Source organism: Pseudomonas gingeri, assembly GCF_013386165.1.
Classification (GTDB): Bacteria; Pseudomonadota; Gammaproteobacteria; order Pseudomonadales; family Pseudomonadaceae; genus Aquipseudomonas; species Aquipseudomonas gingeri_C.
Genome location: NZ_JACAOS010000015.1, coordinates 424,107 through 446,164 on the forward strand (window position 1 = coordinate 424,107; position 22,058 = coordinate 446,164).

The 22,058-nt window shown below is 63.0% G+C and carries 18 protein-coding genes; 14 read left to right on the forward strand and 4 right to left on the reverse strand.

Features of this window, described 5'->3' with window-relative positions; genetic code table 11:
• Positions 1-392: 392 nt before the first annotated feature.
• The 13 genes from HX866_RS14595 (at position 393) to HX866_RS34350 (ending at position 16,052) form a co-directional block, all read left to right on the forward strand.
• Positions 393-1,829 (forward strand): undecaprenyl-phosphate glucose phosphotransferase, encoded by a 1,437-nt coding sequence (locus HX866_RS14595; RefSeq protein ID WP_177092439.1) that lies wholly within the window; start codon positions 393-395, stop codon positions 1,827-1,829.
• Complete coding sequence (locus HX866_RS14600) at positions 1,830-3,287, forward strand: mannose-1-phosphate guanylyltransferase/mannose-6-phosphate isomerase (protein ID WP_177140027.1); 1,458 nt, start codon at positions 1,830-1,832, stop codon at positions 3,285-3,287.
• Positions 3,288-3,373: 86 nt separating this feature from the next.
• Positions 3,374-4,156 carry a polysaccharide biosynthesis/export family protein gene (locus tag HX866_RS14605; protein ID WP_177092441.1) on the forward strand — a complete coding sequence of 261 codons (783 nt, stop codon included), beginning with the start codon at positions 3,374-3,376 and terminating at the stop codon, positions 4,154-4,156.
• 18 nt (positions 4,157-4,174) lie between these two features.
• Positions 4,175-6,169 carry a GumC family protein gene (locus tag HX866_RS14610; protein ID WP_177092442.1) on the forward strand — a complete coding sequence of 665 codons (1,995 nt, stop codon included), beginning with the start codon at positions 4,175-4,177 and terminating at the stop codon, positions 6,167-6,169.
• Positions 6,169-7,359, forward strand: coding sequence for a glycosyltransferase (locus HX866_RS14615; protein ID WP_177100304.1), 1,191 nt, complete (start codon positions 6,169-6,171; stop codon positions 7,357-7,359). The genes HX866_RS14610 and HX866_RS14615 overlap by 1 nt, the downstream gene beginning before the upstream one ends.
• Positions 7,349-8,674: a cellulase family glycosylhydrolase gene (locus HX866_RS14620; RefSeq protein WP_177140028.1), complete on the forward strand. Its 1,326-nt coding sequence runs from the start codon at positions 7,349-7,351 to the stop codon at positions 8,672-8,674. Before HX866_RS14615 ends, HX866_RS14620 begins: the two co-directional genes overlap by 11 nt.
• Positions 8,671-9,888: a glycosyltransferase family 4 protein gene (locus HX866_RS14625; protein ID WP_177092445.1), complete on the forward strand. Its 1,218-nt coding sequence runs from the start codon at positions 8,671-8,673 to the stop codon at positions 9,886-9,888. The genes HX866_RS14620 and HX866_RS14625 overlap by 4 nt, the downstream gene beginning before the upstream one ends.
• Positions 9,879-10,979, forward strand: coding sequence for a glycosyltransferase family 4 protein (locus HX866_RS14630; protein WP_177125781.1), 1,101 nt, complete (start codon positions 9,879-9,881; stop codon positions 10,977-10,979). Before HX866_RS14625 ends, HX866_RS14630 begins: the two co-directional genes overlap by 10 nt.
• Complete coding sequence (locus HX866_RS14635) at positions 10,979-12,367, forward strand: O-antigen ligase family protein (protein WP_177140029.1); 1,389 nt, start codon at positions 10,979-10,981, stop codon at positions 12,365-12,367. Before HX866_RS14630 ends, HX866_RS14635 begins: the two co-directional genes overlap by 1 nt.
• Positions 12,364-13,185, forward strand: a complete 822-nt coding sequence (locus tag HX866_RS14640; RefSeq protein ID WP_177092448.1) for an acyltransferase — start codon at positions 12,364-12,366, stop codon at positions 13,183-13,185. The genes HX866_RS14635 and HX866_RS14640 overlap by 4 nt, the downstream gene beginning before the upstream one ends.
• A 24-nt stretch (positions 13,186-13,209) precedes the next feature.
• Positions 13,210-14,625: a lipid II flippase MurJ gene (locus HX866_RS14645; protein ID WP_177140105.1), complete on the forward strand. Its 1,416-nt coding sequence runs from the start codon at positions 13,210-13,212 to the stop codon at positions 14,623-14,625.
• Between the two features lie 16 nt (positions 14,626-14,641).
• Positions 14,642-15,568, forward strand: coding sequence for a glycosyltransferase (locus HX866_RS14650; RefSeq protein WP_177140030.1), 927 nt, complete (start codon positions 14,642-14,644; stop codon positions 15,566-15,568).
• A gap of 151 nt (positions 15,569-15,719) precedes the next feature.
• A complete protein-coding gene (locus HX866_RS34350) occupies positions 15,720-16,052 on the forward strand; it encodes a hypothetical protein (protein WP_256261170.1) in 333 nt (110 codons plus the stop codon).
• Between the two features lie 80 nt (positions 16,053-16,132).
• On the opposite strand, the gene recR is transcribed toward HX866_RS34350, so the two are convergent.
• From recR to dnaX, 3 genes are all read right to left on the reverse strand, one after another.
• Positions 16,133-16,735 (reverse strand): recombination mediator RecR, encoded by a 603-nt coding sequence (gene recR / locus HX866_RS14660; protein ID WP_177092450.1) that lies wholly within the window; start codon positions 16,733-16,735, stop codon positions 16,133-16,135.
• Between the two features lie 148 nt (positions 16,736-16,883).
• Positions 16,884-17,210 carry a YbaB/EbfC family nucleoid-associated protein gene (locus HX866_RS14665; RefSeq protein WP_177092451.1) on the reverse strand — a complete coding sequence of 109 codons (327 nt, stop codon included), beginning with the start codon at positions 17,208-17,210 and terminating at the stop codon, positions 16,884-16,886.
• 70 nt (positions 17,211-17,280) lie between these two features.
• Positions 17,281-19,425 carry a DNA polymerase III subunit gamma/tau gene (dnaX, locus tag HX866_RS14670; RefSeq protein ID WP_177092452.1) on the reverse strand — a complete coding sequence of 715 codons (2,145 nt, stop codon included), beginning with the start codon at positions 19,423-19,425 and terminating at the stop codon, positions 17,281-17,283.
• A 144-nt stretch (positions 19,426-19,569) separates the two neighbouring features.
• Between dnaX and HX866_RS14675 the strand changes: the two genes are divergently transcribed.
• Positions 19,570-20,310, forward strand: coding sequence for a substrate-binding periplasmic protein (locus tag HX866_RS14675; protein WP_177092453.1), 741 nt, complete (start codon positions 19,570-19,572; stop codon positions 20,308-20,310).
• Between the two features lie 13 nt (positions 20,311-20,323).
• Here HX866_RS14675 and HX866_RS14680 read toward each other — a convergent pair whose 3' ends face one another.
• Positions 20,324-22,015 carry a putative bifunctional diguanylate cyclase/phosphodiesterase gene (locus HX866_RS14680; protein ID WP_177092454.1) on the reverse strand — a complete coding sequence of 564 codons (1,692 nt, stop codon included), beginning with the start codon at positions 22,013-22,015 and terminating at the stop codon, positions 20,324-20,326.
• Positions 22,016-22,058 lie beyond the last annotated feature (43 nt).

Sequence of the window (22,058 nt, forward strand, 5' to 3'; positions counted from 1 at the left end):
CCCTTCAAAAGTGGCCTTGAAGGATGTTGACCGCAACCGAAGCAAAAAAAGTCTTGGCTCATTGAATTTTTCTGCCGCCCACGCGCTCCTAATACGAAAGAATTAGTCGGATCTTTTTTACAGTAAGCCCTCATTCGGATAGCAGCCTGCTGTTTCATAGGCTTTACTCAAGCCCATGCCACCCACACCGGAGAGGACGCACGAAGTGTCAAGCCAGTGAAAATCTCGAACTGACAAGAAGAAAAAATCACCTGAATTGACTCTGTTACACCAGCAGTATCACTGGCCACCAAGGATGGGGTTAGCGCAAAAAAGCCCAAGTTTTTCTACAAAAATAACTGCCACTATGTTTCGCGATTACCGTTTCACGATGGTATGACGGGAGGGGGTTTATGCGCCTGCAGCCGGTTGACAGCCTATTCCTGACCCGACCCAGTATGGTCGAATATTTTCTCTTCGGCATTCGCCTGGTCCATGGCCTGACCGCGATGCTGCCTGGCTTGATGCTGTTGGTGTACCTGCACGAGCAGGATCATGACGTCGTCAAGAGCTACCTGACCCTGCTGCTGTTCTTCGGTGTCATCAGCGTCCTGATTTTCCAGGCGCTGGGGGTGTATGCCGAGACCATCTTCAGCAACCTGCTACGTTTCCAACTCACCCTCTTCGCCTGGTCGTCGGCGTTCTGCCTGTTGCTGTTCATGCACCACGGCCTGCAGTTGTTCAACTTCCTGACCAACACCCAACTGCTCGTCTGGTTTCTCGCCAGCCTGGTGCTGCTCGGTATCGAGCGCCTGGTCCTGCTGACCCTGTTCCAGCAACTGATGCAACGGGGCTTTTTCCTGCAGCACGCGGTCATTCTCGGTGCCACCGAAAACGGCCAGCGCCTGGCCGAGTACCTGGCCCAGCATCAGGACATCCGCTCCGGCGTCATCGGTTTTATCGACGACCGTATCGGTCGCCTGCCCAAGACCCTGGTCAACCTGCCGCTGCTGGGCAACTCCAGCGACCTGGAGCGCCTGATCCGCGAAGAAAAGGTCACCCAGGTCCTGGTCGCCCTGCCCTGGTCGGCGGAAAATCGCATGGACTACATCATCCGCGAACTGCGGCGCCTGCCGGTCAACGTGCTGCTGGTGCCGGACATGGTTGCCTTCCGGCATGCCCACAACCGCATCACCGAAGTCGCCAACCTGCCGATGTTCAACGCCTCCGAGGTGCCTCTGCGCGGCTGGTCGCCGATGTTCAAGCGTCTGGAGGACATGGTCCTGTCGAGCATCGCCCTGATCCTCCTGTCACCGGTGATGTTGTTGGTGGCCCTGGCGATCAAACTCGATTCACCGGGCTCGGTACTGTTCCGCCAGAAGCGCTACGGCTACAACAACCGCCTGATCGAAGTCTTCAAGTTCCGCTCGATGCATCAGCACCAGAGCGATGCCACCGCCGAAACCCAAACCACCCGTGGCGACCCACGGATCACCCGGGTCGGACGGTTTATCCGCAAGACCAGCCTCGATGAGTTGCCGCAGCTGTTCAATGTCTTCATCGGCAGCATGTCGATGGTCGGCCCGCGCCCCCATGCCACGGCCACCAAGGCGGCGGGCATCCTCTTCGAAGAAGCCGTCAAGGAATACACCTCGCGCCACCGGGTCAAGCCAGGCATCACCGGGCTGGCACAGATCAATGGCTACCGCGGCGAAACCGACACGTTGGAAAAAATCGAAAAGCGTGTCGAGTTCGATCTGGAATACATCGAAAACTGGTCGATCTGGTTCGACCTCTACATTCTGTTCCGCACTGTTCCGGCAGTGCTCATGACCCGCGAGGCCTTCTGAATGGGCGCACTCATTCCCTGCATCATCGCCGGTGGCGCCGGCACCCGCCTGTGGCCGGTCTCCCGCGAGGCCATGCCGAAACCCTTCATGCGCCTGCCCGATGGCGAAAGCCTGTTGCAGAAGACCTTCAGCCGGGCCATCGGGCTGGCCGATGTGCAGCGGGTCCTGACGGTGACCAACCGCGAGGTATTCTTTCGCACCCTGGATGACTACCGCCTGCTGAACAAGGGCGGCGCGGCACTGGACTTCATTCTCGAACCCTTTGGCCGCAACACCGCCCCGGCCATCGCCGCGGCGGCCCTGCATGTGGCCAGGCTCTACGGCGACGACGCACAGCTGCTGGTGCTGCCGGCCGATCACCTGATCAAGGACCTGGGTGCCTTCGCCAAGGCAGTCGACAGCGCCCGGCTACTGGCGGACCAAGGCTGGCTGGTGACCTTCGGCCTGGTGCCGACCCAACCCGAGACCGGCTTCGGTTATATCGAGAAAGGCCAGGCCCTGGGCGGCGAGGCTTTCCAGGTCGCGCGTTTTGTCGAAAAGCCCGATGCGGTGACCGCACAGCAATACCTCGACGGCGGCCGGCACCTGTGGAACGCCGGGATGTTCTGCCTGCGGGCCGACGCCGTGCTGCGCGAACTGCGTGAACACGCCCCGGATGTCCTCGACGCCATGACCGAGTGCCTGGCCCACAGCCACAGCCGCGAAGGCAGCCAGGAACTTCAGCTGGAACTGGACGGCAAGAGCCTGGCCCGGGCACCGGACATCTCCGTCGACTACGCACTGATGGAGCGCTCGCGCAAAGTCGCGGTGGTGCCCTGCCAGATCGGCTGGAGCGATATCGGCTCATGGCAGGCGGTGCGTGAGCTGACGCCAGCCGATGCCCAGGGCAACCAGTGCAACGGCGAAACCGTGCTGCATGACGTCAGCAACTGCTACATCGATTCGCCCAAACGCCTGGTGGGCGGTGTCGGGCTCAAGGACCTGATCATCATCGACACCCCGGACGCCCTGTTGATCGCCGACGGCAAGCGCAGCCAGGACGTCAAGCTGATCGCCCAGGAACTCAAGCGCCAGGGCCACGACGCCTATCGCCTGCACCGTACCGTGACCCGTCCGTGGGGCACCTACACCGTGCTCGAGGAAGGCAAGCGCTTCAAGATCAAACGCATCGTGGTCAAGCCCAACGCTTCGTTATCGCTGCAGATGCACCACCACCGCAGCGAACACTGGATCGTGGTCAGCGGCATGGCACGGGTAACCAATGGTGACAACGAATTCATGCTCGACACCAATGAATCGACCTTTATCAAACCGGGCAAACAACACCGGTTGGTCAACCCGGGGGTGATCGACCTGGTGATGATTGAAGTGCAGAGCGGCGAATACCTCGGTGAGGACGACATCGTGCGCTTCAACGATATTTACGGGCGGGTTCCCGCCGAAACCGGCAAGACCTGAAACACCTGAAAAAGTAGGAGCGCCCGCATGAACGGACCACGGTCTGTCAGAGGGGGAGTCATCATGCACAAAGGGAAGACTGAATAATGAACAAACTCCTGCTGGTCCTCAGTGCGTTATTAATCAGCGCGTGCAGTATCCCGGCCAAGGTAGCACTGCCAGATAACGACGTTCTGCGCGAAGGTCACCGAGCCGGCGACGCCCTGGCCGGCAAGCCATTGCCGGACCAGCGCATCCGCGCTGGCGATACCTTGCGTATCGTGCGCAATACCGGTGAGGCACCGTCCATTTCAGCCTTCACCGCCAACTCGATCTACGAACTGACGCTGTTCATCGTGATGAACGACGGCAGCTTTTCCTATCCCTACGTCGGCAACGTCAAGGCCGCCGGCCTGACGCCGCAACAGCTGACCCTGTTCCTGGAAAACAAGCTCCAGAACGTCTACCAGGACTCGGCCCTGACGGTGAACATCTCCCAGGCACCGAGCAACACCGTGTTCGTCGGTGGCTCGGTGCGCAACCCGGCCAGCCTGCCGGTGACCACCGTCACCACCCTGGAACAGGCCCTGATCGGTGCCGGCGGCCTGTTGCCGGTAGGCGACAGCCGCAATGTCGCCCTGTTGCGCGAGGACGACCAGGGCCGCTACAAGACCTACTTCTTCGACTACCGCGACACCATGCTCGCCGGCGCCAGCAACCGCGCACCGGTATTGCTGCAACGGGGTGATGTGGTGTTCGTGCCCAAGTCCCATGTGGGCAACGGCATCGAGTGGGTCGACCTGTACCTGAACCAATTGATTCCCTTCCAGAAATCGATTGGCATCGGCGCGAACTACAACCTGAACAACTCCACCAGCATTGGCAACTGATCGTTAAGGACAACAGACATGATCAATATCCGCTCCTTCCGAGACTTGTTGCGCCTATTTTTCATCTTCAAGCGCGAAGTGAAAATTACCGTGCTGGTGACCTTCGTCATCATCCTGCTTGGCGCTTTCCTGCTGCCTAACCGCTATGAGTCCACTGCCCTGCTGCTGGTCAAGCCGGGCCGCGATACCAGCACCTTGCCGATCGAGATTTCCGACCGCCAGGCGACCATCATCCCCAGCGCCCAGCGCGACCCGATCATCGATGAAGAACGCATCCTCACCGGGCGCCCCATCGCCCGGCTGGTAGCCGAGCAATACCTCGACGAACTGTCCAGGGTTCCACCCCAGGAAGGTTTCATCGCCACCCTCAAGACCCTGGTCAAGAGCACGGTCCAGGGCCTGCTGGATGTCGGCCGCGGGCTGCTGCAACTGCTCGGTCTGGTGGAGAAACAGACTCCGGTCGAACGCCTTGCGGACCAGCTGTCGAAGAACTTCAGCGTGACCCACGCCACGGGCTCCTCGGTGATGGAGATCAGCTTTACCTGGAACGATCCGCAGGTGGCGCAGACCATCGTCAAGAGCTGGATCGAGCAGTATGAACAGGAACGCACCCGCACCCTGGGGCGCAAAAGCCTGTACACCTTCTATGAAGCCGAAAGCACCGCGACCAACAAACGCATCCTCGACTACAAGAAACAGATCGAAACCCACCTCAACGAACTGGGGGCCGTCAGCATCGGCGAGCGCCTGAACGACATCTCGCGCAACCTCAACAACCTGCGCGGCGAGCACCTGAACACCACCCGCGCCGTGGCATCGACCAAAAGCGGGCTGGACCGGATCAAGGCCCAGCTCGACAGCATGAAGAAAGAAATCAGCATCGGCCGGCAGATGAGCATCAACCCGGACCGTCAGGACTTGCAACAGCGGATCAACGCCAAGCAGATCGAACGCCAGGAAATGCTCCGCACCTTCAAGGAAGGCGCGCCGCCCGTGAAGGCCATGGACAAGTCGATTGCCAACCTGGAAGACCTGCTCAAGTCGCAGAACGCGGTGGTCCAGCGCACCGACAACCTGGCGCCGAACCCGGTCTACACGCGTCTGCAGAACAGCTTCGCCGACCAGCAGGCCAGCCTCAGCCGCTTGCAGACCCAAGCCGCCCAGCAGGAAACCCAGCTCAACCAGTTGGAGCAGGACCGTCGCCAGGCCCTGGCCCTGGAGCCGGAAATGGCCCGCCTGCAACGTGAACTCGATGCCGCGGAAAAGAACTTCACCCTGTACAGCACCAGTACCGAGAAAGCACGGATCGACCGTGAACTGGACAAGAGCCAGATCAGCAACATCGCGGTGATCGAACAGGCCACCCTCAACGAAAGCCGGGTCTTCCCGAAAAGCCTGACCATGCTCTTGCTGGCCATTCCCCTGAGCCTGGGGGTCGGCCTGCTGGCCCTGTATTTCTTCTACCTGCTGGACCAACGCATCCACGACGGCGACAAGATCCAGTCACGCTTCGGGATCAAGATCTGGACCAGCCTGCAAGACATCAGCAACGGCAGCGCCCAGCGCCGCACCGCGTTCACCGCCAGCATGTACCGACTCTATGGGGTCCTGCCGCTGGAACAGGTCGCGGAGAAGGGCCTGGCCATCGGCCTGACTTCGGCCCGGCGCGGCGAAGGGGTCAGTTTTGTCATCGAGCACCTGGCCAACCTGCTGCAGGAACGCGGCCATCGCGTGCGCGTCGACGGCCACGGCCCGGCGCATCCAGGGGAAATCCTGCTGCTCAACGCCAGCGCCTTCTTCTCCAATCAGGAAGCCTTCGTGACCCTGCGCCAGGCCGACCTGATCGCGCTGATCGTCGAGGCGGAAAACACCACCGTACCGATCCTGGAAAATGCCCTGTCGACACTCAATACCGCGTTCAAGCGCGTCGACGGCATCATCCTCAATCGGCGGCGCTTCGAGATCCCCGAGCGCCTGCTCACGACCCTGGCCCGCATCCGGAGCCATGCCTGATGCATATCGCCCTGATAGCGCCCCTGCCACCGGAACAGAATGGCATCGCCGACTACGCTGGGCACTTGAAGAGCGCACTGGAAAACCTCGGGGTGCGTGTCAGCACGCCCCTGGCGGGACTCGGCAACGACCCGCATCGGGCACGGGAGTGCGTGGCGCAAGCGTCATGGCAGGGTATCGACCTGGTCCACGCCGAAATCGGTGGCGGACGCCTGGCCGAGTTCCACGCCTTGAAGGCCTTGCGCGAACGCTTTCCCGCGCTGCCGCTGACCGCCACCCTGCATGATCCCGAACGCCTGGTCTGGCGCCGCGAGCGCCTGCCCTGGCCGCTGTCGCTGGCCGCACGCCTGCCGTCACCGTTGCCGCAGATGGCCACGGTGCTGGCCGACCCGCTGTGCCTGCACGAAGAACGGCAACTGGCCCGCAGCCTGACCCGCCTGGTGACGCTCACCCATTCGGGTGGCCATTGCCTGCGCCAGCGCATGGGCTTGCGCAGCGAACAGATGGCGGTGATCCCCCACGGTAACCTGGCCATCGCGGCAAAACCCCTGCCTGGGCTGGCGCCGCTGCGACTGCTGTACTTCGGTTTCATTTATCGCGGCAAAGGCATCGAAGACCTGCTCGATGCCCTGGCCATGACCTTCGCCCAGCAACCGGCCCTGCGCGCCTACTTGCGCCTGACCCTGGCCGGGGGCAGCGAGCCGGAGATGGCCTTCGGACCGTCGGGCAGCTACCTCGATCAACTGCGCCAACACATCCAGCACCTGGGGCTGCAAGACAGTGTCGACTGGCAACTGGACCTGCCGGCCAGCGACATCCCCCGGGTGATCCAGGCCCATCATGTAATGGTGTTGCCGTACCGCGAATCGAGCAAACTCAAACTGCTGGGCAGTCTGCGCGGCACCAGCGGCGCACTGTCCTGGGCCGTGGCCTGCGGGCGCGGCGCCATTACCTCGGACGCACGCTCCTTTGCCGAGGAAGTGGCCCAGGGCAACGGGGTGATTTTTCCCCAGGGCAATGTCACCGCCCTGGCCGCCGAGCTGAGTCACTTGTGCGCCAAGCCGGAACTGGCGATCCGCTGGGCCGAACATGCCAGTGTGATCGGCGAACAGCGGCTCTGGAGCCACACCGCCGAACGCTTCCTGCAACTGTTCCAGCAAGCCTGCGGAGGACATGCCGATGTGGCGTAAAGCCTTGCTCTGGCTGCCAGCCTTCTTGCTGCTGGCCGTTGCCGCCAGCCTGATTCCCTGGAGCCCCAAGGTCGCCGCCCAGACCTCGCTCAAGGCACCCCGCGCGGTGGAGTGGAAAAACTTTCTCGGGGTCAACGCGCAATTCCAGTATTTCGATCCGGACACCTACCAGAAACAGATGGAGCAGCTCGATGCACTGGGCCTGAACTGGGTGCGCCTGACCCTGCACTGGTTCATCCTCGAACCTGAACAGGGCGCCTTGCAATTCGGCGATCTGGACCGCGCCATGGCCGCGATGAAGAGCCATGGCTACAACACCGTCGCCTACCTGGTCGGCTCACCGCCGTTTGCCAGCAGTGCCCCGGCCGGGACCCCGAACAGCGACCAGTACCCACCGGCCGACTTCAAGCTGTTCGCCTCGCGCATGGTCAGCCTCGCCCAGCGTTATCCCCAGGTGAATACCTGGCAGGTGTGGAACGAGCCGAACATCATCTGGCGGCCCAAGGAAGACCCTAGCGCCTATTACCAACTGCTGACCACCACTGCCGATGCCATCCGCACCCAGGTACCGGGCAAAGCCATCGCGACCGCCGGCGTCGCTTATTTCGGCCAGATGCACAGCACCCCCGGCCTGATGCTCGATGCCATGTTGACCCAGGGCCTGGCCGGCCAGAACATCATCGCCGCCTATCACCCCTATACCCAGTTTCCGGAAGGCGACAACGCCGCGGCCCAGGACTTCCTGGTCAGGGGCAACGCCATGAACAGTGATCTGCACGGCAAGGGTGTCACCCAGGTGTGGGCAACCGAATGGGGCTGGTCGAGCTACGACGGCCCCAAGGAACTGCAGGCCCTGATCGGCGTCGACGGACAAGCCGACTACACCCTGCGGCGCCTGGCCCTGATGAGCGCCATGGACTACCAGCGGATCTTCCTGTTCAACCTCAGCGACCTGGATCAACGGGCCACCCCGCGTGACCAGTATTACGGCCTGCTCGACCTCAACGGCGAGCCGAAGCCGGTGTATAGCGCCCTGAAAAACTTCCTCACGGTCACCGGCCCGGTGCTCCAGCCGACCGATGCGCCAGCCTCGAATAATGCCCCCGCCGACCTCTACAACATCACCTGGACCCGCAACGACGGCGCCCACGTCTGGATGTTCTGGAGCGCCAGCGGCCAGAGCCTGCAACTGCCCGGCGTGACCCAGGCGACACTGTTCGACCCGCTGACCGGCACCCAGCAAACCCTGAGCGACAGCACAGCCATTACCGTGCCGCTGAAAACCAGCCTTCAGCTATTGGTGTGGACGCCATGAAAATTCTCTGGACCCTGCCCTACCTGCCCTGGCCCACCACCAGCGGCGGCAAGACCCGGCAATTCCATCTGTTGCGCAGCCTGGCGGCACGCGGGCATCAAATTACCCTGCTGGTCCAGTCGAAAAACGATGTCGACGCAGCCACGCGCAACGCCCTTGCGCCCTTTGTCGAACGGCTGATCGTGCTGCCACGGCGGTCGTTGCGCAGCCTGAAAACCCTGCTCGGCGTGCTCCTCGCACCCTACCCGATGCTCGCCACGATCAACGGCCTGGCGCCGTCGTTGCAGGCACAGTTGCGCACTTTGCTGGAAGAAGACTGGGACGTGATCCAGATCGAGCACAGCTACAGTTTCCAGCCCTTCGAGCAACCGCTGATCGACGCCGGTCGACCGTTTATTCTCACCGAGCACAATGTCGAATCGGCCCTCGGCGCCGCCAGTTATGACCGCCTGCCGGGCTGGATGAAACCCTTCACCCAATATGACCAGCGCCGCTACCGGCGCTGGGAAAACCGGGTATTCAGTCAGGCCGCCGAACTGATCGCGGTGACCCGCGAGGACGCCACGGTACTCCGTCAGCAGACCGGCAAGCCGGTGGCGGTGGTGGTCAACGGTGTCGACACCGGCCTCTATGCTGGCGTCCAGCCCGACCTCCACGCCCGGCGCCTGTTGTTTATCGGCAACTACGAATACAGTCCGAACCTGGACGCCGTCGAATGGGCCCTGGAGGAAATCCTTCCGGCCCTGTGGCAGCTCAACCCGGGCGTACGTTTCGCCATTGCCGGCTTCGGCTTGCCGCAGGCCTGGCGCGAGCGCTGGACCGATCCGCGTATCGAATGGCAAGGTTTTGTCCCCGACCTGCGTACCCTGCAAAGCAAAGCCTCGGTGTTCTTCGCGCCACTGCGCCAGGGCGGCGGGTCCAAGCTCAAGGTACTCGAAGCCATGGCCGCCGGCCTGCCGGTGGTCACTACCGGCCAGGGTGTGTCGGGTCTGCGGGTCGAAAACGGCCAACATTATCTGGGCAGCGAGGACCCGCAAGCCCTCGCACGAATGCTCGCCGACCTGCTCGAACACCCATCGCGCCTGCACCAGATCGCCGAAGCCGGCCGAGCCTATGTCAAGGCCGAACACGACTGGGCCGTGGCGGCCGCACAATTGGAAGCGGTCTATAACCGACTCCCCCACCTCAAGGAAGCAGAGTCCGTATGCGCATAGGTCTGGATTATCGCCCGGCAGCGGGTTACACCCACAGCGGCATCGGCCGTCAGAACCTCGCCCTGGAGCAAGCCCTGCGTGCCCACCCCGAGGTGAGTCTGCAACTATTCGGGGTGGCTCCGGAGGATCACCCGATCCGTCGTCGCGTCCACTGCCCGAAATGGGGCGCGCCCTTGTTTGGCGTACACCGTCTGCCGTTGCGCCTGCGCTTCGAGGCCGGCTTCCTGCCCGGCGCGTTGCGCGAAGCCGAGATCGAGGTCTACCTCTGCAACTTCAACATGGGCCTGCCCCCGGGGCGCAAGCCCGCCGGCCTGCGTTATGTCCTGCAATTGCATGACCTGTTCCAGCTGACCCTGCAAAACAGCCATGGCTCAAAACTCAAGGAACGCCTCTATCGCACCACCGATCGCCTCTCCATCGGTCATTCGGTGAAGGTCGCCGACCGAGTCTGGACACCGTCGCAATACACCGCCGACGAACTGGTCAAGTTGTTTCCAGGCGCCCGCGACAAGGTCCGTGTGCTGCCCAACCTGGTCAACGGTTTCGTCGGTGAGGCTGCCGACATCAGCGACCTGCAAGTGCCTGAACGCTACTGGCTGGCCGTTGGCACCCGTGAGCCGCGCAAAAACATCCCCTGGTTCGTCAGCGCCTGGCAGGCCGCCCGCCAGCAAGCGCCGCAGGTGCCGGACCTGGTCCTGATCGGTACACCTGCGGACCTGCCTGCGTCGCTGCAACACCTGCCGGGCCTGCATTATCTGAGCGATCTCAGCGATGCCCAATTGCATGGGGTATACCAACAGGCCGAGCGCTTGTGGCAACCGTCCTATGCCGAAGGTTTCGGCCTGCCGGTCATCGAAGCCCTCAGTGTCGGTACCTCGGTGGCCGTCGCCAGCGGCTCGGCGCTGGACGAGATCACCCCGCCGGACAGCCCGCGCTTCTCGCCCACCGACGGTCCAGCCCTGAGCGCACTGATGATCGGCTTGGCCGACGCCCCCGCCGAAGATCCCGAGGCACTCCGGACCTGGGCTGCGGGATATGGCACGGCGGCCTATCAGGAGCGCTTCAACCATCTGCTCGAGGAGCTGAAATAATGCCCCTGGCGTTGCCTATTGCCCTCTTGTCCGGGCTGCTCTTCGGTATCCTCGCCTGGCTGCTGCCACCGTTCAAGGTGGCGGTGCTGCTGGTCGCCATCGGCGCCTTGGTGACCATCATCCGCCACCCGCTCTGGGGCCTGCTGCTGTTCAGCGTGCTCGCCACCTTCCTGCCCTACTCGACGGTACAGATAGGCCTGCGCACCACGGTGTCCGAAGCCCTGATCCTGCTGGTCTGGGGCAGCGTGCTGGTGCAAAGCCTGTTCAACAACCTGCCGGAAAAACCGCCCCTGTTGCGCACCGAGCGCTGGCTGGTGGCCTTGATGCTGTTCAGTGCCTTTCCGTTTATCGTCGGCCAGTTGACGATCAACGCCGATGGCAACGGCCCCGTGAACTGGATACGTTGGTTGCTCAACCTGTCGGTGCTGTTCCTGGTGCCCCGTCTGCTCGACCAGCAAAAAGCCCGTGAACAGGTGGTCACCGGCTTGCTGCTGGGGACCCTGTTGCTGTTGCTGCTGTCGATCCCGGTGTTCCTCAAGAACGGCACCGCCACCAGCATGACCCCGATCCTCGCCACCCTCGGTTATGGAGGCCTCGAGGTCCTCGGCGACAGCCTCTCGGCGCTGTCCAATCGCATGGGCTCACCGTGGATGCATCCCAACGCCCTGGGCGGCGCCATGGCCCTGCTGTTACCGCTGGCCTTCTGCTATGGGCTGGCCCGCCAGGGCTGGCGACGGACGCTGGGGCTCGCGGTGGCCGCCCTGGGGGTGATCGGCCTGCTGCTTTCGGGCTCACGCGGCGCGTTGCTCAGCCTGCTGGTCGTGCTGCTGTGGATGGCCCGCAAACGCGTGCCCTACGCCGGCCAAGTGATCCTCGCCGGCCTGGTGTTCGGTAGCGTGCTGCTGATGTTCTACCCACCGTTGCAGGATCGCCTGCTGGGACTCTTCTCCAGCAACGATGCCAGTACCAGCGTGCGCTTCGACGAGTACTCACACTTCCCCGATGCCATGGCGATGTTCCCCTTCGGTATCGGCTTCAAGGTCGAGCCGCCGGTGCCCGGCACCGGCCTGTGGGGTATCTCCAACCTGTGGCTGAACTTCATCTACAAACTCGGCGTACCGGGTCTGGTACTGTTTGCCGGGGTGATCTGGAGTTGGTGGAATGAAATCCGCTCCTCCCTGGGCACCCTGCAACTGAACGAAGACAATGCGATCTGGCTCGGCACTACCTGTGGCCTGATGACCGCGCTGATCAGCGGGTTCTTCGACCACTATTTCAGCTTTACCAATGTGCTGATCGCCCTGTTCTGGCTGCTGATGGGCCTGAACCTGCACGAAACCCGGCGTCTCAAGCTCAAGGCCGCCTCTTTGCCAGGAACCCACCCATGAAACACCGCATGTTCCACTCGTTGAACCTGAGGCAGGCCCTGCCCGAATATGCCGAAAAAATGGGCGTCAACCTGGACGAACTGGAGAGCAGCTACCAGTGGATGCTGGAAAACGATGTGTGTTTCGAACAGCCGCTCAAGAGCAATACGCTGTGTTTCATCAGCTACCTGAACATCGAACCGCGGATCGAACCGCCCCTGGCACGACGTTTCTATGCCTTGCTCGGCCGCGAGGTCAAGGGTGCGCTGATCCCGTTGTACGGCATCAACTGGCCGACCCTGCGTGACCGCCTGCTGCGTTGGTGGGAGCTGGCCTACAACATGCTCATCTGCAAGATCCCCAGCCATACACTGCGACTGTTCTGGCTGCGGGCGGGCGGGGCGAAGATCGGCAAGGGCTCGACGGTCTGGCGCAACACCGAGGTGCTGGGGGTCGACAGCTTGCGCATCGGCAACGACAGCACGGTGGCCTGGCATTGCCAGCTGGACGCTCGCGGCGGCCTGATCATCGGCGATCATGTGACCATCGCCTCCCATGTACTGATCATCGCCGGCGGCCACGACGTCCAGGCTCCGGAGTTCTGGGCCGTCGGCGGGCCGGTGTATATCCGCGACTACGCCTGGGTCGCCAGCCGTGCCCTGCTCTCGTTCGGTGCCGATATCGGCGAAGGCGCGGTGGTCGGCGGCCAGTGCGTGGTCTCCAAACCGGTCCCAGCCTACGCCATCGTCGGCGGCCCGGATGCCGCGATCAAGGGCGAGCGCTGCCGTGGCCTGAACTACAAGGTGGGCGGCAAAGGCCTGTTCACTTTGTTCCACTGAGCCGCAGGCATGCCTGACTCGAAACTGCTCGGCTCGACCCTGTGGCTGACCCTGGCGACCCTCACGGGCCTTGTCGCCGGGTTCGCCCGCGAGTGGCTGCTGGTCGCCGCCTGGGGGGCCGGCGGACGCAGCGACAGTTTCCTGGTGGCGCTGTTTCTGCCCGAGGCCCTGCGCATGGCCCTGGCCGCCGGCCTGCTCAGCGCCGCGGCGCTGCCACTCTACCAACAACGTACGGCCACCGAACAAACCGCATGGCTCGGCGCAATGGCACCCAGGCTGCTGCTCTGCGGCCTGCTGCTGGCGCTGGTGCTGGGCGTCGGCTCACCCCTGTGGGTCCGGCTGATCGGACCGGGACTTGAGGGTGACGGCTACGCACTGGCCGGGGCCAGTCTGCACTGGCTGGCCTGGTGCGCCCCCGGCTTTATCCTGCATGCCTTGTTCTGTGTGCCCTTGCAGGCCCGATCACGCTTTGTCCTGGCCGGGCTCGGCTCGCTATTGTTCAACCTGCCACCGGTGTTGTACCTGGCCATCCTGCGCCAGGCCGCGACCCCCACCGGCCTGGCCAGCGCCTGTGTACTGGGCAGCCTGCTGATGCCGACGCTGCTGCTGCCGGCCTTGTACCGCAGTGGCTGGAAACCCTGGCAACTCGGCCACGCCCCCGGTGCGGTAAAGGAGCTGCTGCAACGCATCGGCCCACTGCTCAGCAGCAACCTTGCCAGCCAGGGCCTGGCCTTGCTCGAACGGATGGTCGCGTCGTTGCTCGGCGAAGGCGCCGTGACCTGGATCAACCTGGCGCGCAAGCTGATCAACCTGCCGCTGATCGCCCTGATGAGCCTGAACCAGGTGCTCCTCGGCCTGATGAGCGGCAGCCAGGGCAGCGAACGCCTGGACCTGCTGCGCAAGGGCCTGGCCAGCGCCAGCCTGCTGACCTTGCCCGCCGTGGTCGGGCTGATCGGCGCCGCCGGTGCGCTGGTCAGTCTGCTGCTGCCCCACCAGGCCGTCGACAGCCCGTTGCCGGAATTGCTCGCGTGGTTCTCGATTCCCCTGGTCTTTGGCGCCTGGAACGCCCTGCTCGCCCGCTACGCCTACGCCGCCGGCGACACCCGCCTGCCACTCACCTGCGAGCTGACCGGCAGCCTGCTCAATGCTGTGCTGCTGGCGGTGCTGCCGTATTTCCTCGGATTGATCGGCATCGCCCTGGCCGCCATCTGTGGGGTGATACTCACCGGCCTGCTGCTGATCCGCCGCCAACAATTGCAGGCCCTGGTGCCATGGCGTACCCATGGGCTGCTGGGGTTGGCGGTGATGATCGTGGCCGCGCTGGGCCTGCATCCGTTGCACGGTATCTGGCTGCAACTGGGCCTGAGCAGCCTGTGCAGCCTGATCCTGCTGATTGCCCTGGCCGCGTGGCTGCGCCCCTGGCGCTCACTGCCCGGCTGAACCTGGAGACCGAACGATGTCGACCCCTCAAGTGGCCGTAGTGATTCCGACCTACAACGGGCGCCGCGACCTGGAACGCCTGCTCGACTCCCTGGCCACCCAGACCGCGACCTTCGACACCCTGATCGTCGACTCCAGCTCCAGCGACGGCACCTTCGAGCTGGCCTGCTCACGCTGCCCCCGGGTACAACGCATCGACAGCAAGGACTTCAACCACGGCGGCACCCGCCAATGGATGGTCGAGCAGAACCCCGGCTACGAGCTCTACGTGTTCATGACCCAAGATGCCTACCTGGAAGATCCCGAAGGCATTGCCAACATCGTCCGGCCGTTTGCCGACGAGCAGGTCGGTGCCGTCTGCGGTCGACAACTGCCACACCTGGATGCCACGCCCCTGGCCGAGCACGCCAGGTTGTTCAACTACCCGCCGAGTTCCCAGGTCAAGAGCCTGGCCGATGCCCCACGGCTGGGGATCAAGACCGCCTTCATCTCCAACTCCTTTTCCGCCTATCGGCGCCAGGCCCTGATGCAGGTCGGTGGTTTCCCGCAGCATGTGATCCTTTCCGAAGACATGTATGTCGCGGCGAAAATGCTCCAGGCAGGCTGGAAAGTCGCCTACGAAGGCAGCGCGCGTTGCCGACACTCCCATAACTACAGCCTCGCTGAAGAGTTCCGACGCTACTTCGATATCGGCGTCTTCCACGCTCGCGAGCCATGGATTCGCCAGCAGTTCGGCGGAGCCGGCGGCGAGGGTCTGCGCTATGTGCTCTCCGAGTTGAAGTTCCTTGGCCCCAGCCGTTGGTTCGCCTGGCCCGGCTCGCTCTGGCGCAACGGGGTGAAACTGCTCGCCTACAAACTGAGCCAGCAAGAACGCCATCTGCCCAGGCGGCTGAAAAAGAACCTGGGCATGTACAAGCGCTACTGGGACAGTCCGCATGCCTGATTTGGCAGGACTTCAAACGATGAGGAATTTTCCGATGATCATCAGAGAACAGCCTCAATTGACCCGGAAGCGAAATAAGGCGAACTTCTTCAAGCTCTTTTTATCGAGCGAATAACACTCTGGACCTGAACCATCGAGGAAGCATATTCACATGGAAGTCGAGCTACAGCACTGCGCGGCACCGCACTTGAGCGCTTCGGCCCACGAGCCGGGCCATCACGACGCCAAACCGCAACTCCCGCCCCGCCATGACAAGGCCAAGACGACCCGTACCCCTGGAGGCGATGCTATGGAACCCCGAATCACAGAGCTGGAAACCCGCTTCGAATACATCCACCGCGACCTGAATGAGGTGCGCAACGATGTCAAATCCATCAAGAGCCGACTGACCTACGTCGCCGGTGCCGCAGCAGTCATCGGCGCGCCCCTGGTCTGGATTGCCAACAATCGCATGGACCAGATCCTGCTGCTGCTGACCTCCTGACCCCCGTGACTCGTGTCGCGCCGCCGGGGCGCGACCGAGAACCTCGTGAGCCCAGGCGTTACCGTCAGCGCCGGACCGACTTACAACGCAATCGGCTTACGCCCGGCAAACGAATGGGCCAGGGTGCCGCCATCCACCAGTTCCAGTTCCCCACCCAACGGCACGCCATGGGCGATACGCGAGGTGATCAGGCCTTTGTTGGCCAGTAACTGGGCGATGTAATGAGCTGTGGCTTCGCCTTCAACCGTCGGGTTGGTGGCGAGGATGATTTCGCTGAAGCTGCCCTGCTCTTCGATTCGCGCCAGCAACTGCGGGATACCGATCGCTTCCGGGCCCAGACCATCGAGCGGCGACAGGTGTCCCTTGAGCACGAAGTAGCGGCCACGGTAACCCGTCTGTTCTACCGCGTAGACATCCATGGGGCCTTCGACCACGCACAACAAGGTGTCATCACGCCGAGAGTCGGAGCACTGCGGGCAAAGATCATCTTCGGTAAGGGTTCGGCACTGACGACAGTGGCCGACACCTTCCATGGCCTGGCCAAGGGCCTGGGCCAGGCGCGAACCGCCACTGCGATCACGCTCGAGCAGTTGCAGGGCCATGCGCTGGGCGGTTTTCTGGCCGACACCGGGGAGTACCCGCAAGGCGTCGATCAGTTGGCGAATCAGGGGGCTGAAGCTCATGGCAAAGGGTCCGACAAAACACGAGACGCGGTTTATACCCGCGCCTGCAGCCAACGTCCAGAGGCGACGTTGGAACACAATTCCCTACAGGCGTGTGGCTTGCCCGCGAAGCCTTTACCCTTCGCGGCAAGCCATACGACAGAGCGCCTTAGAACGGCATCTTGAAACCTGGCGGCAGTTGCATGCCGGAGGTCATGCCGGACATCTTGTCCTGGCTGTTACTTTCAATCTTGCGTGTCGCATCGTTGAACGCTGCGGCGATCAGGTCTTCCAGTACTTCCAGGTCTTCGTCCTTCAGGCTCGGGTCGATGCTGACGCGCTTGACGTCATGACGACCGGTCATCACCACGGACACCAGGCCGGCGCCGGATTGGCCAGTCACTTCGGCGTTGGCCAGCTCTTCCTGCATCTTGGCCATTTTTTCCTGCATCTGCTGCGCCTGCTTCATCAGGCCGGCCATGCCACCTTTCATCATGGGAATCACCTCAAGAGTTACATGTACAAGGAGACGCAAGGCCCAGGGCCTGGCGTCGTTCAGTTATTGATTAAGCCTGGACCACCAGGGCATCGACAGGTTCGATTGTATCGCCTCGGATCACCGCGCCGAACTGTTGCATCATCTGCTGGATGAGCGGATCGCCATGAATCGACGCCACCGCTTCGTCCTGACGTTCGTGACGCCGACGGGAAGCCGCCTGGGCCGGGGTTTCCTGCTCGGGCTTGATCAGCTCGATGGTCAGTTTCAGAGGGCGCCCGTGATACTGGTTCAGGGCGTCGTTGAGGCGACGCTGCTGCGTGCTGTTGAACAAGGCGCTATGGGCCGGGTCCAGGTGCAGCAGCCAATCGTCACCGGTCACCGCCATCAGGGTGCAGTTGGCCGCAATGCTGCCGGTCATGCCAGAGACCGGCAGTTTCGGGAACAGTTCCAGCCACTCCAGCGCCAGGCCGGTGGCCGGGGCCGCAGCCGGTAGCGGCTCGGGCTCCGGTGCCGGGTCGGCGGCATGCTCGCTGGCCAGCTCATCGAGATAGCTGTAGGCCGAGTCCATGTCCGGCTCGATATAGTCTTCATCCAGCGGCGGCTCGTCGTCCGGGTCCAGCCCCGGCGTTGCGGCCTCCACCTGGGCGAGCGTCGGCTCGGGCAGGGTCGCGGCAACCCATTCGGGCGCATCCGGGACCACGCTGTCCGGCGTCGGCAGCGGCATGGCCGCCAGCTCCGGCTGTTCGGCGACAGTTTCCAGCACCGGTTCGACTGCCGGCTCCTGGCGTATTTCTTCGGGTTCGACCGGATCATTCCACGGCAGGTCCACGACCTCCGCCACCGGGGGCGCGGATTCGGCCGGCGGCGCAACCTCGGCCATCACGACAGGAGCCACCACGGGCGCGGCTGCAACCGGCGCAATCACGGGAGCGGGTGGCGCAACGATCGGCGGCGCCACTTCGGCCGGCGCCACGGCTACCGCCGGCGTCTCGACAACAGGAACGACCACGGGCGCCACAGGGGCGACTGGTGCGGCAACAGCTGCACCAGCCACGCTCCGTGCGGAATCAACTGTGGCCTGGCTGATCCCCACTGGCTTTAGCGGCGGTCTCGGCGGCGCCGTGCTGTCGGCTGGACGGAACGCCAGCATCCGCAGCAGCACCATCTCGAAACCGCCTCGCGGGTCCGGCGCCAGCGGCAGGTCGCGGCGGCCGATCAAACCCATCTGGTAATAAAACTGCACATCTTCGGCCGGCAAGGCCTGGGCCAGGGCCAACACGCGGTCGCGGTCGCCATGACCATTGTCGACACCCTCCGGCAATGCCTGGGCAATCGCCACCCGGTGCAGCACATTGAGGATTTCCGACAACACGCCATTCCAGTCCGGGCCCTGTTCGGCCAGATGCCGCACCGCTTCGAGCAAGGCCTTGGCATCGCCGTCGATCAACGCGTGCAACACGTCGAAGACCTGACCATGGTCGAGGGTTCCGAGCATCGCCCGCACATCGGCGGCCATGACCTTGCCTTCACCGAAGGCAATCGCCTGGTCGGTCAGGCTCATGGCATCGCGCATCGAACCGTCGGCGGCACGCCCGAGCAGCCACAGGGCGTCGTCTTCGAACGGCACGTTCTCGACCCCGAGTACATGGGTCAGGTGCTCGACCACCCGCTCGGGGGTCATGTTCTTCAGGGAGAATTGCAGGCAGCGCGACAAAATCGTCGCCGGCAGCTTCTGCGGGTCCGTGGTCGCCAGGATGAACTTGACGTAGGGAGGCGGCTCTTCCAGGGTCTTCAACAACGCGTTGAAGGAGTGGCTGGAAAGCATGTGCACTTCGTCGATCAGGTAGACCTTGAAGCGTCCGCGGCTCGGCGCGTACTGCACGTTGTCGAGCAGCTCGCGGGTGTCCTCGACCTTGGTCCGGCTCGCGGCGTCGATCTCGATCAGGTCGACGAAGCGCCCCTCATCGATCTCCCGGCAGACCGAGCAAGTCCCGCAGGGGGTCGAAGTAATACCGGTTTCACAGTTCAGGCACTTGGCAATGATCCGCGCGATGGTAGTCTTGCCAACACCGCGGGTCCCGGTGAACAGGTAGGCGTGATGCAGCCGCTGGCTGTCCAGGGCATTGATCAGGGCCTTGAGCACATGGGTCTGGCCGACCATTTCGCGGAACGAGCGCGGACGCCATTTACGTGCAAGAACCTGATAACTCATCGATAACCATCGCGTCGGGGAAGCGGAAGACCGCTAATGCTAGCGGAGCAGGGGTAAAAATGCATCCGGCATGGGATGCTAATCTGGCTAAGCTGCACTTTGTGCGAAAATTGGCGGCCCGTTGTGCTCCCGCCGGAGAGTTTGATGCGTGCAGTTCTTTACGCCCTGGCCTTGATGTCCTCCCCTGTTTTCGCCGCACCGCCGCCCTTGCGCTTTGCCGTGGTCGACAGTTGGAGCATGCCGATCATCCAGATCGAGCACGGACAACCGACCCAGGGCATTTTGTATGACCTGATGACCAGCCTGGCACACCAGGTCGGCAGTCCGGCCCAGTTTCGGGTACTGCCCCGTGCCCGGGTGCAAAGTGCCATGGAGCGCGGCGACATCGACATACGCTGCTACACCGCGCAATCCTGGCTGCCGAACCTGTCCGGCGACTATATCTGGAGCATCCCCTTCCTCACACAGCGCAACATCCTGGTCAGCAGGACCCAACCTCCCGCCGAATTGACGCTGCAAAATCTTCAAGCACAAAGGCTCGGTACCGTTCTGGGCTACTCGTACCCGACCCTGAGTGCGCAGTTCGAAAGTGGTCTACTCATTCGCGACGATGCACGCAACCAGGAACAGGTTCTGCAAAAGCTCGAGGTGGGCCGCTACGCCTACGCGATCACCGACCAGTGGTCACTGGACTGGTTCAACCAGACACGCATGCCGGATCAACAGTTGCACGTCGTGATGGATGTGCAAGAGCAAGCCGTGGGCTGCTTCGTGCGCGATGACCCCGACCTGCCGGTGCAACGGATACTCAGGACCTTGCTGCGGATGAAAATGTCCGGGGAAGTGGATCGGACCATCCAGCTCTATACCGGGCATCACGACTGACGCCCCCACTCCGTCAGACCGCGCTGCGCCATAGAGCCGGCGGCTCGAACGTCTCGACCCAAGCCGGCACCGCGTCCGCCGACATCGGCCGGGCAATGAAATAGCCCTGTGCCACGTCGCAGCCCAGGCTCATCAACAACCGACCATGCTCCGCGGACTCCAGGCCTTCGGCAATCACTTCCCGGCCAAAGGCCCGGGCCAGGCCGATGACCGCCGTGGTCAAGGCCAGGTCATCCTGGTCATGGAGAATGTCGCGCACGAACGATCGATCGATCTTGATCGTCTGGCTGGGCAAGCGCTTGAGGTAACTCAGGGACGAGTAGCCGGTGCCGAAGTCATCCAGGGAAAAACGCACCCCCAGCGTCTGGCAGTCCTGCAGGCACTGGCTGACCCGCTGGATATTCTCGATGGCCATCGACTCGATGATTTCCAGATCCAGCATCTGCGGCGGTACTTCGGGGTGGCGCACCAGCAAGGCGCGCAGGCGCTCGACGAAATCGCCGCGCTGGAAATGCCGGGCGGCGATATTGAGGCTGACCGGCCAGTGGTGGCCGGCCTGACGCCAGGCCTGCATCTGTGCCATAACCCGGTCGATGACCCATTCGCCGATATCGATGATCACGTCGGTCTGTGCCACCAGCGGCAGAAATGCCTGGGGCTGGAGCAGGCCCTCGTGGGGATGCTGCCAGCGCATCAGCGCCTCGAACCCGACCACTCGGCCGGTGCGCATATTGACCTTGGGCTGATAGACCAGGCGGAACTCACCATTGACCAGGGCCTGGCGCATCAAGGCCACGGTCTGGTGGGTGGCCTTGACCTCCTGGTCCAGGGACACGTCGAACAAATGGAAACGATTACGCCCACCCTGCTTGGCCAGGTACATCGCCTGGTCGGCATGGCGCAACAGGGTATCGGCGTCTTCGTCGTCGGCGGGAAACAGCGTCACGCCAATGCTGGCATCCACATGGATGGTCTGGCCGAGTATCGAATAGGGCGCGGAAATGGCACCGAGCACCCGTTGCAAGGCGGCCTGCAGTTCCTCGGCATCGTGCACATAACGCAGGATCAGCACGAACTCGTCACCGGCCAACCGGGCCACCACATCCTCGCCGCGCATGATACTGCGCAGGCGCGTCGCCACTTCCACCAACAGCGAGTCGCCACTGGCGTGCCCGTAGCCATCGTTGACCGCCTTGAAGCCGTCCAGGTCGAGCATGCACACCGCCAACGGAATGGCTTCGCGCCGGGAAAAATCCAGGGCCTGGTTCAGCAGGTCCGACAGAAACGCCCGATTGGGCAAGCCGGTCAGCACATCGTGCCCGACCCGCCACTGCAGGGTATGCAGCAGGCGCAACTTTTCGCTGACGTCGAAACGAATCGACACATATTTGCGTACCCGCCCGGTGGCCTCATCCAGCAACGGCACCATGGTACTGTCGACCCAGTACAGGGAACCGTCCTTGGCGCGGTTACAGACTTCGCCCTTCCAGACCCGGCCCAGGGCGATGGTGCGCCACATGTCGACAAAGAACTCGGATGGGTGGTAGCCGGAATTCAGGATCCGGTGATTCTGCCCCAGCAGTTCATCACGGCTATAACCGGAAATCACACAGAATGGATCGTTGACGTAGGTGATCCGCCCATCAAGGTCGGTCTCGGAGAAAATGGCGGCGACGTCCACGACCCTGCGATACGTCTCATCCATGAGTCAACTCACCCGGGCAGCTAGAGGTTGTCTCGAATTCGCA

Excerpts from the sequence above, each read along its gene's own strand:
- HX866_RS14595 (WP_177092439.1), top strand. The coding sequence starts at position 393 with ATGCGCCTGCAGCCGGTTGACAGCCTATTCCTGACCCGACCCAGTATG.
- HX866_RS14600 (WP_177140027.1), top strand. The coding sequence starts at position 1,830 with ATGGGCGCACTCATTCCCTGCATCATCGCCGGTGGCGCCGGCACCCGC.
- HX866_RS14605 (WP_177092441.1), top strand. The coding sequence starts at position 3,374 with ATGAACAAACTCCTGCTGGTCCTCAGTGCGTTATTAATCAGCGCGTGC.
- HX866_RS14610 (WP_177092442.1), top strand. The coding sequence starts at position 4,175 with ATGATCAATATCCGCTCCTTCCGAGACTTGTTGCGCCTATTTTTCATC.
- HX866_RS14615 (WP_177100304.1), top strand. The coding sequence starts at position 6,169 with ATGCATATCGCCCTGATAGCGCCCCTGCCACCGGAACAGAATGGCATC.
- HX866_RS14620 (WP_177140028.1), top strand. The coding sequence starts at position 7,349 with ATGTGGCGTAAAGCCTTGCTCTGGCTGCCAGCCTTCTTGCTGCTGGCC.
- HX866_RS14625 (WP_177092445.1), top strand. The coding sequence starts at position 8,671 with ATGAAAATTCTCTGGACCCTGCCCTACCTGCCCTGGCCCACCACCAGC.
- HX866_RS14630 (WP_177125781.1), top strand. The coding sequence starts at position 9,879 with ATGCGCATAGGTCTGGATTATCGCCCGGCAGCGGGTTACACCCACAGC.
- HX866_RS14635 (WP_177140029.1), top strand. The coding sequence starts at position 10,979 with ATGCCCCTGGCGTTGCCTATTGCCCTCTTGTCCGGGCTGCTCTTCGGT.
- HX866_RS14640 (WP_177092448.1), top strand. The coding sequence starts at position 12,364 with ATGAAACACCGCATGTTCCACTCGTTGAACCTGAGGCAGGCCCTGCCC.
- HX866_RS14650 (WP_177140030.1), top strand. The coding sequence starts at position 14,642 with ATGTCGACCCCTCAAGTGGCCGTAGTGATTCCGACCTACAACGGGCGC.
- HX866_RS34350 (WP_256261170.1), top strand. The coding sequence starts at position 15,720 with ATGGAAGTCGAGCTACAGCACTGCGCGGCACCGCACTTGAGCGCTTCG.
- recR (WP_177092450.1), bottom strand. The coding sequence starts at position 16,735 with ATGAGCTTCAGCCCCCTGATTCGCCAACTGATCGACGCCTTGCGGGTA.
- HX866_RS14665 (WP_177092451.1), bottom strand. The coding sequence starts at position 17,210 with ATGATGAAAGGTGGCATGGCCGGCCTGATGAAGCAGGCGCAGCAGATG.
- dnaX (WP_177092452.1), bottom strand. The coding sequence starts at position 19,425 with ATGAGTTATCAGGTTCTTGCACGTAAATGGCGTCCGCGCTCGTTCCGC.
- HX866_RS14675 (WP_177092453.1), top strand. The coding sequence starts at position 19,570 with ATGCGTGCAGTTCTTTACGCCCTGGCCTTGATGTCCTCCCCTGTTTTC.
- HX866_RS14680 (WP_177092454.1), bottom strand. The coding sequence starts at position 22,015 with ATGGATGAGACGTATCGCAGGGTCGTGGACGTCGCCGCCATTTTCTCC.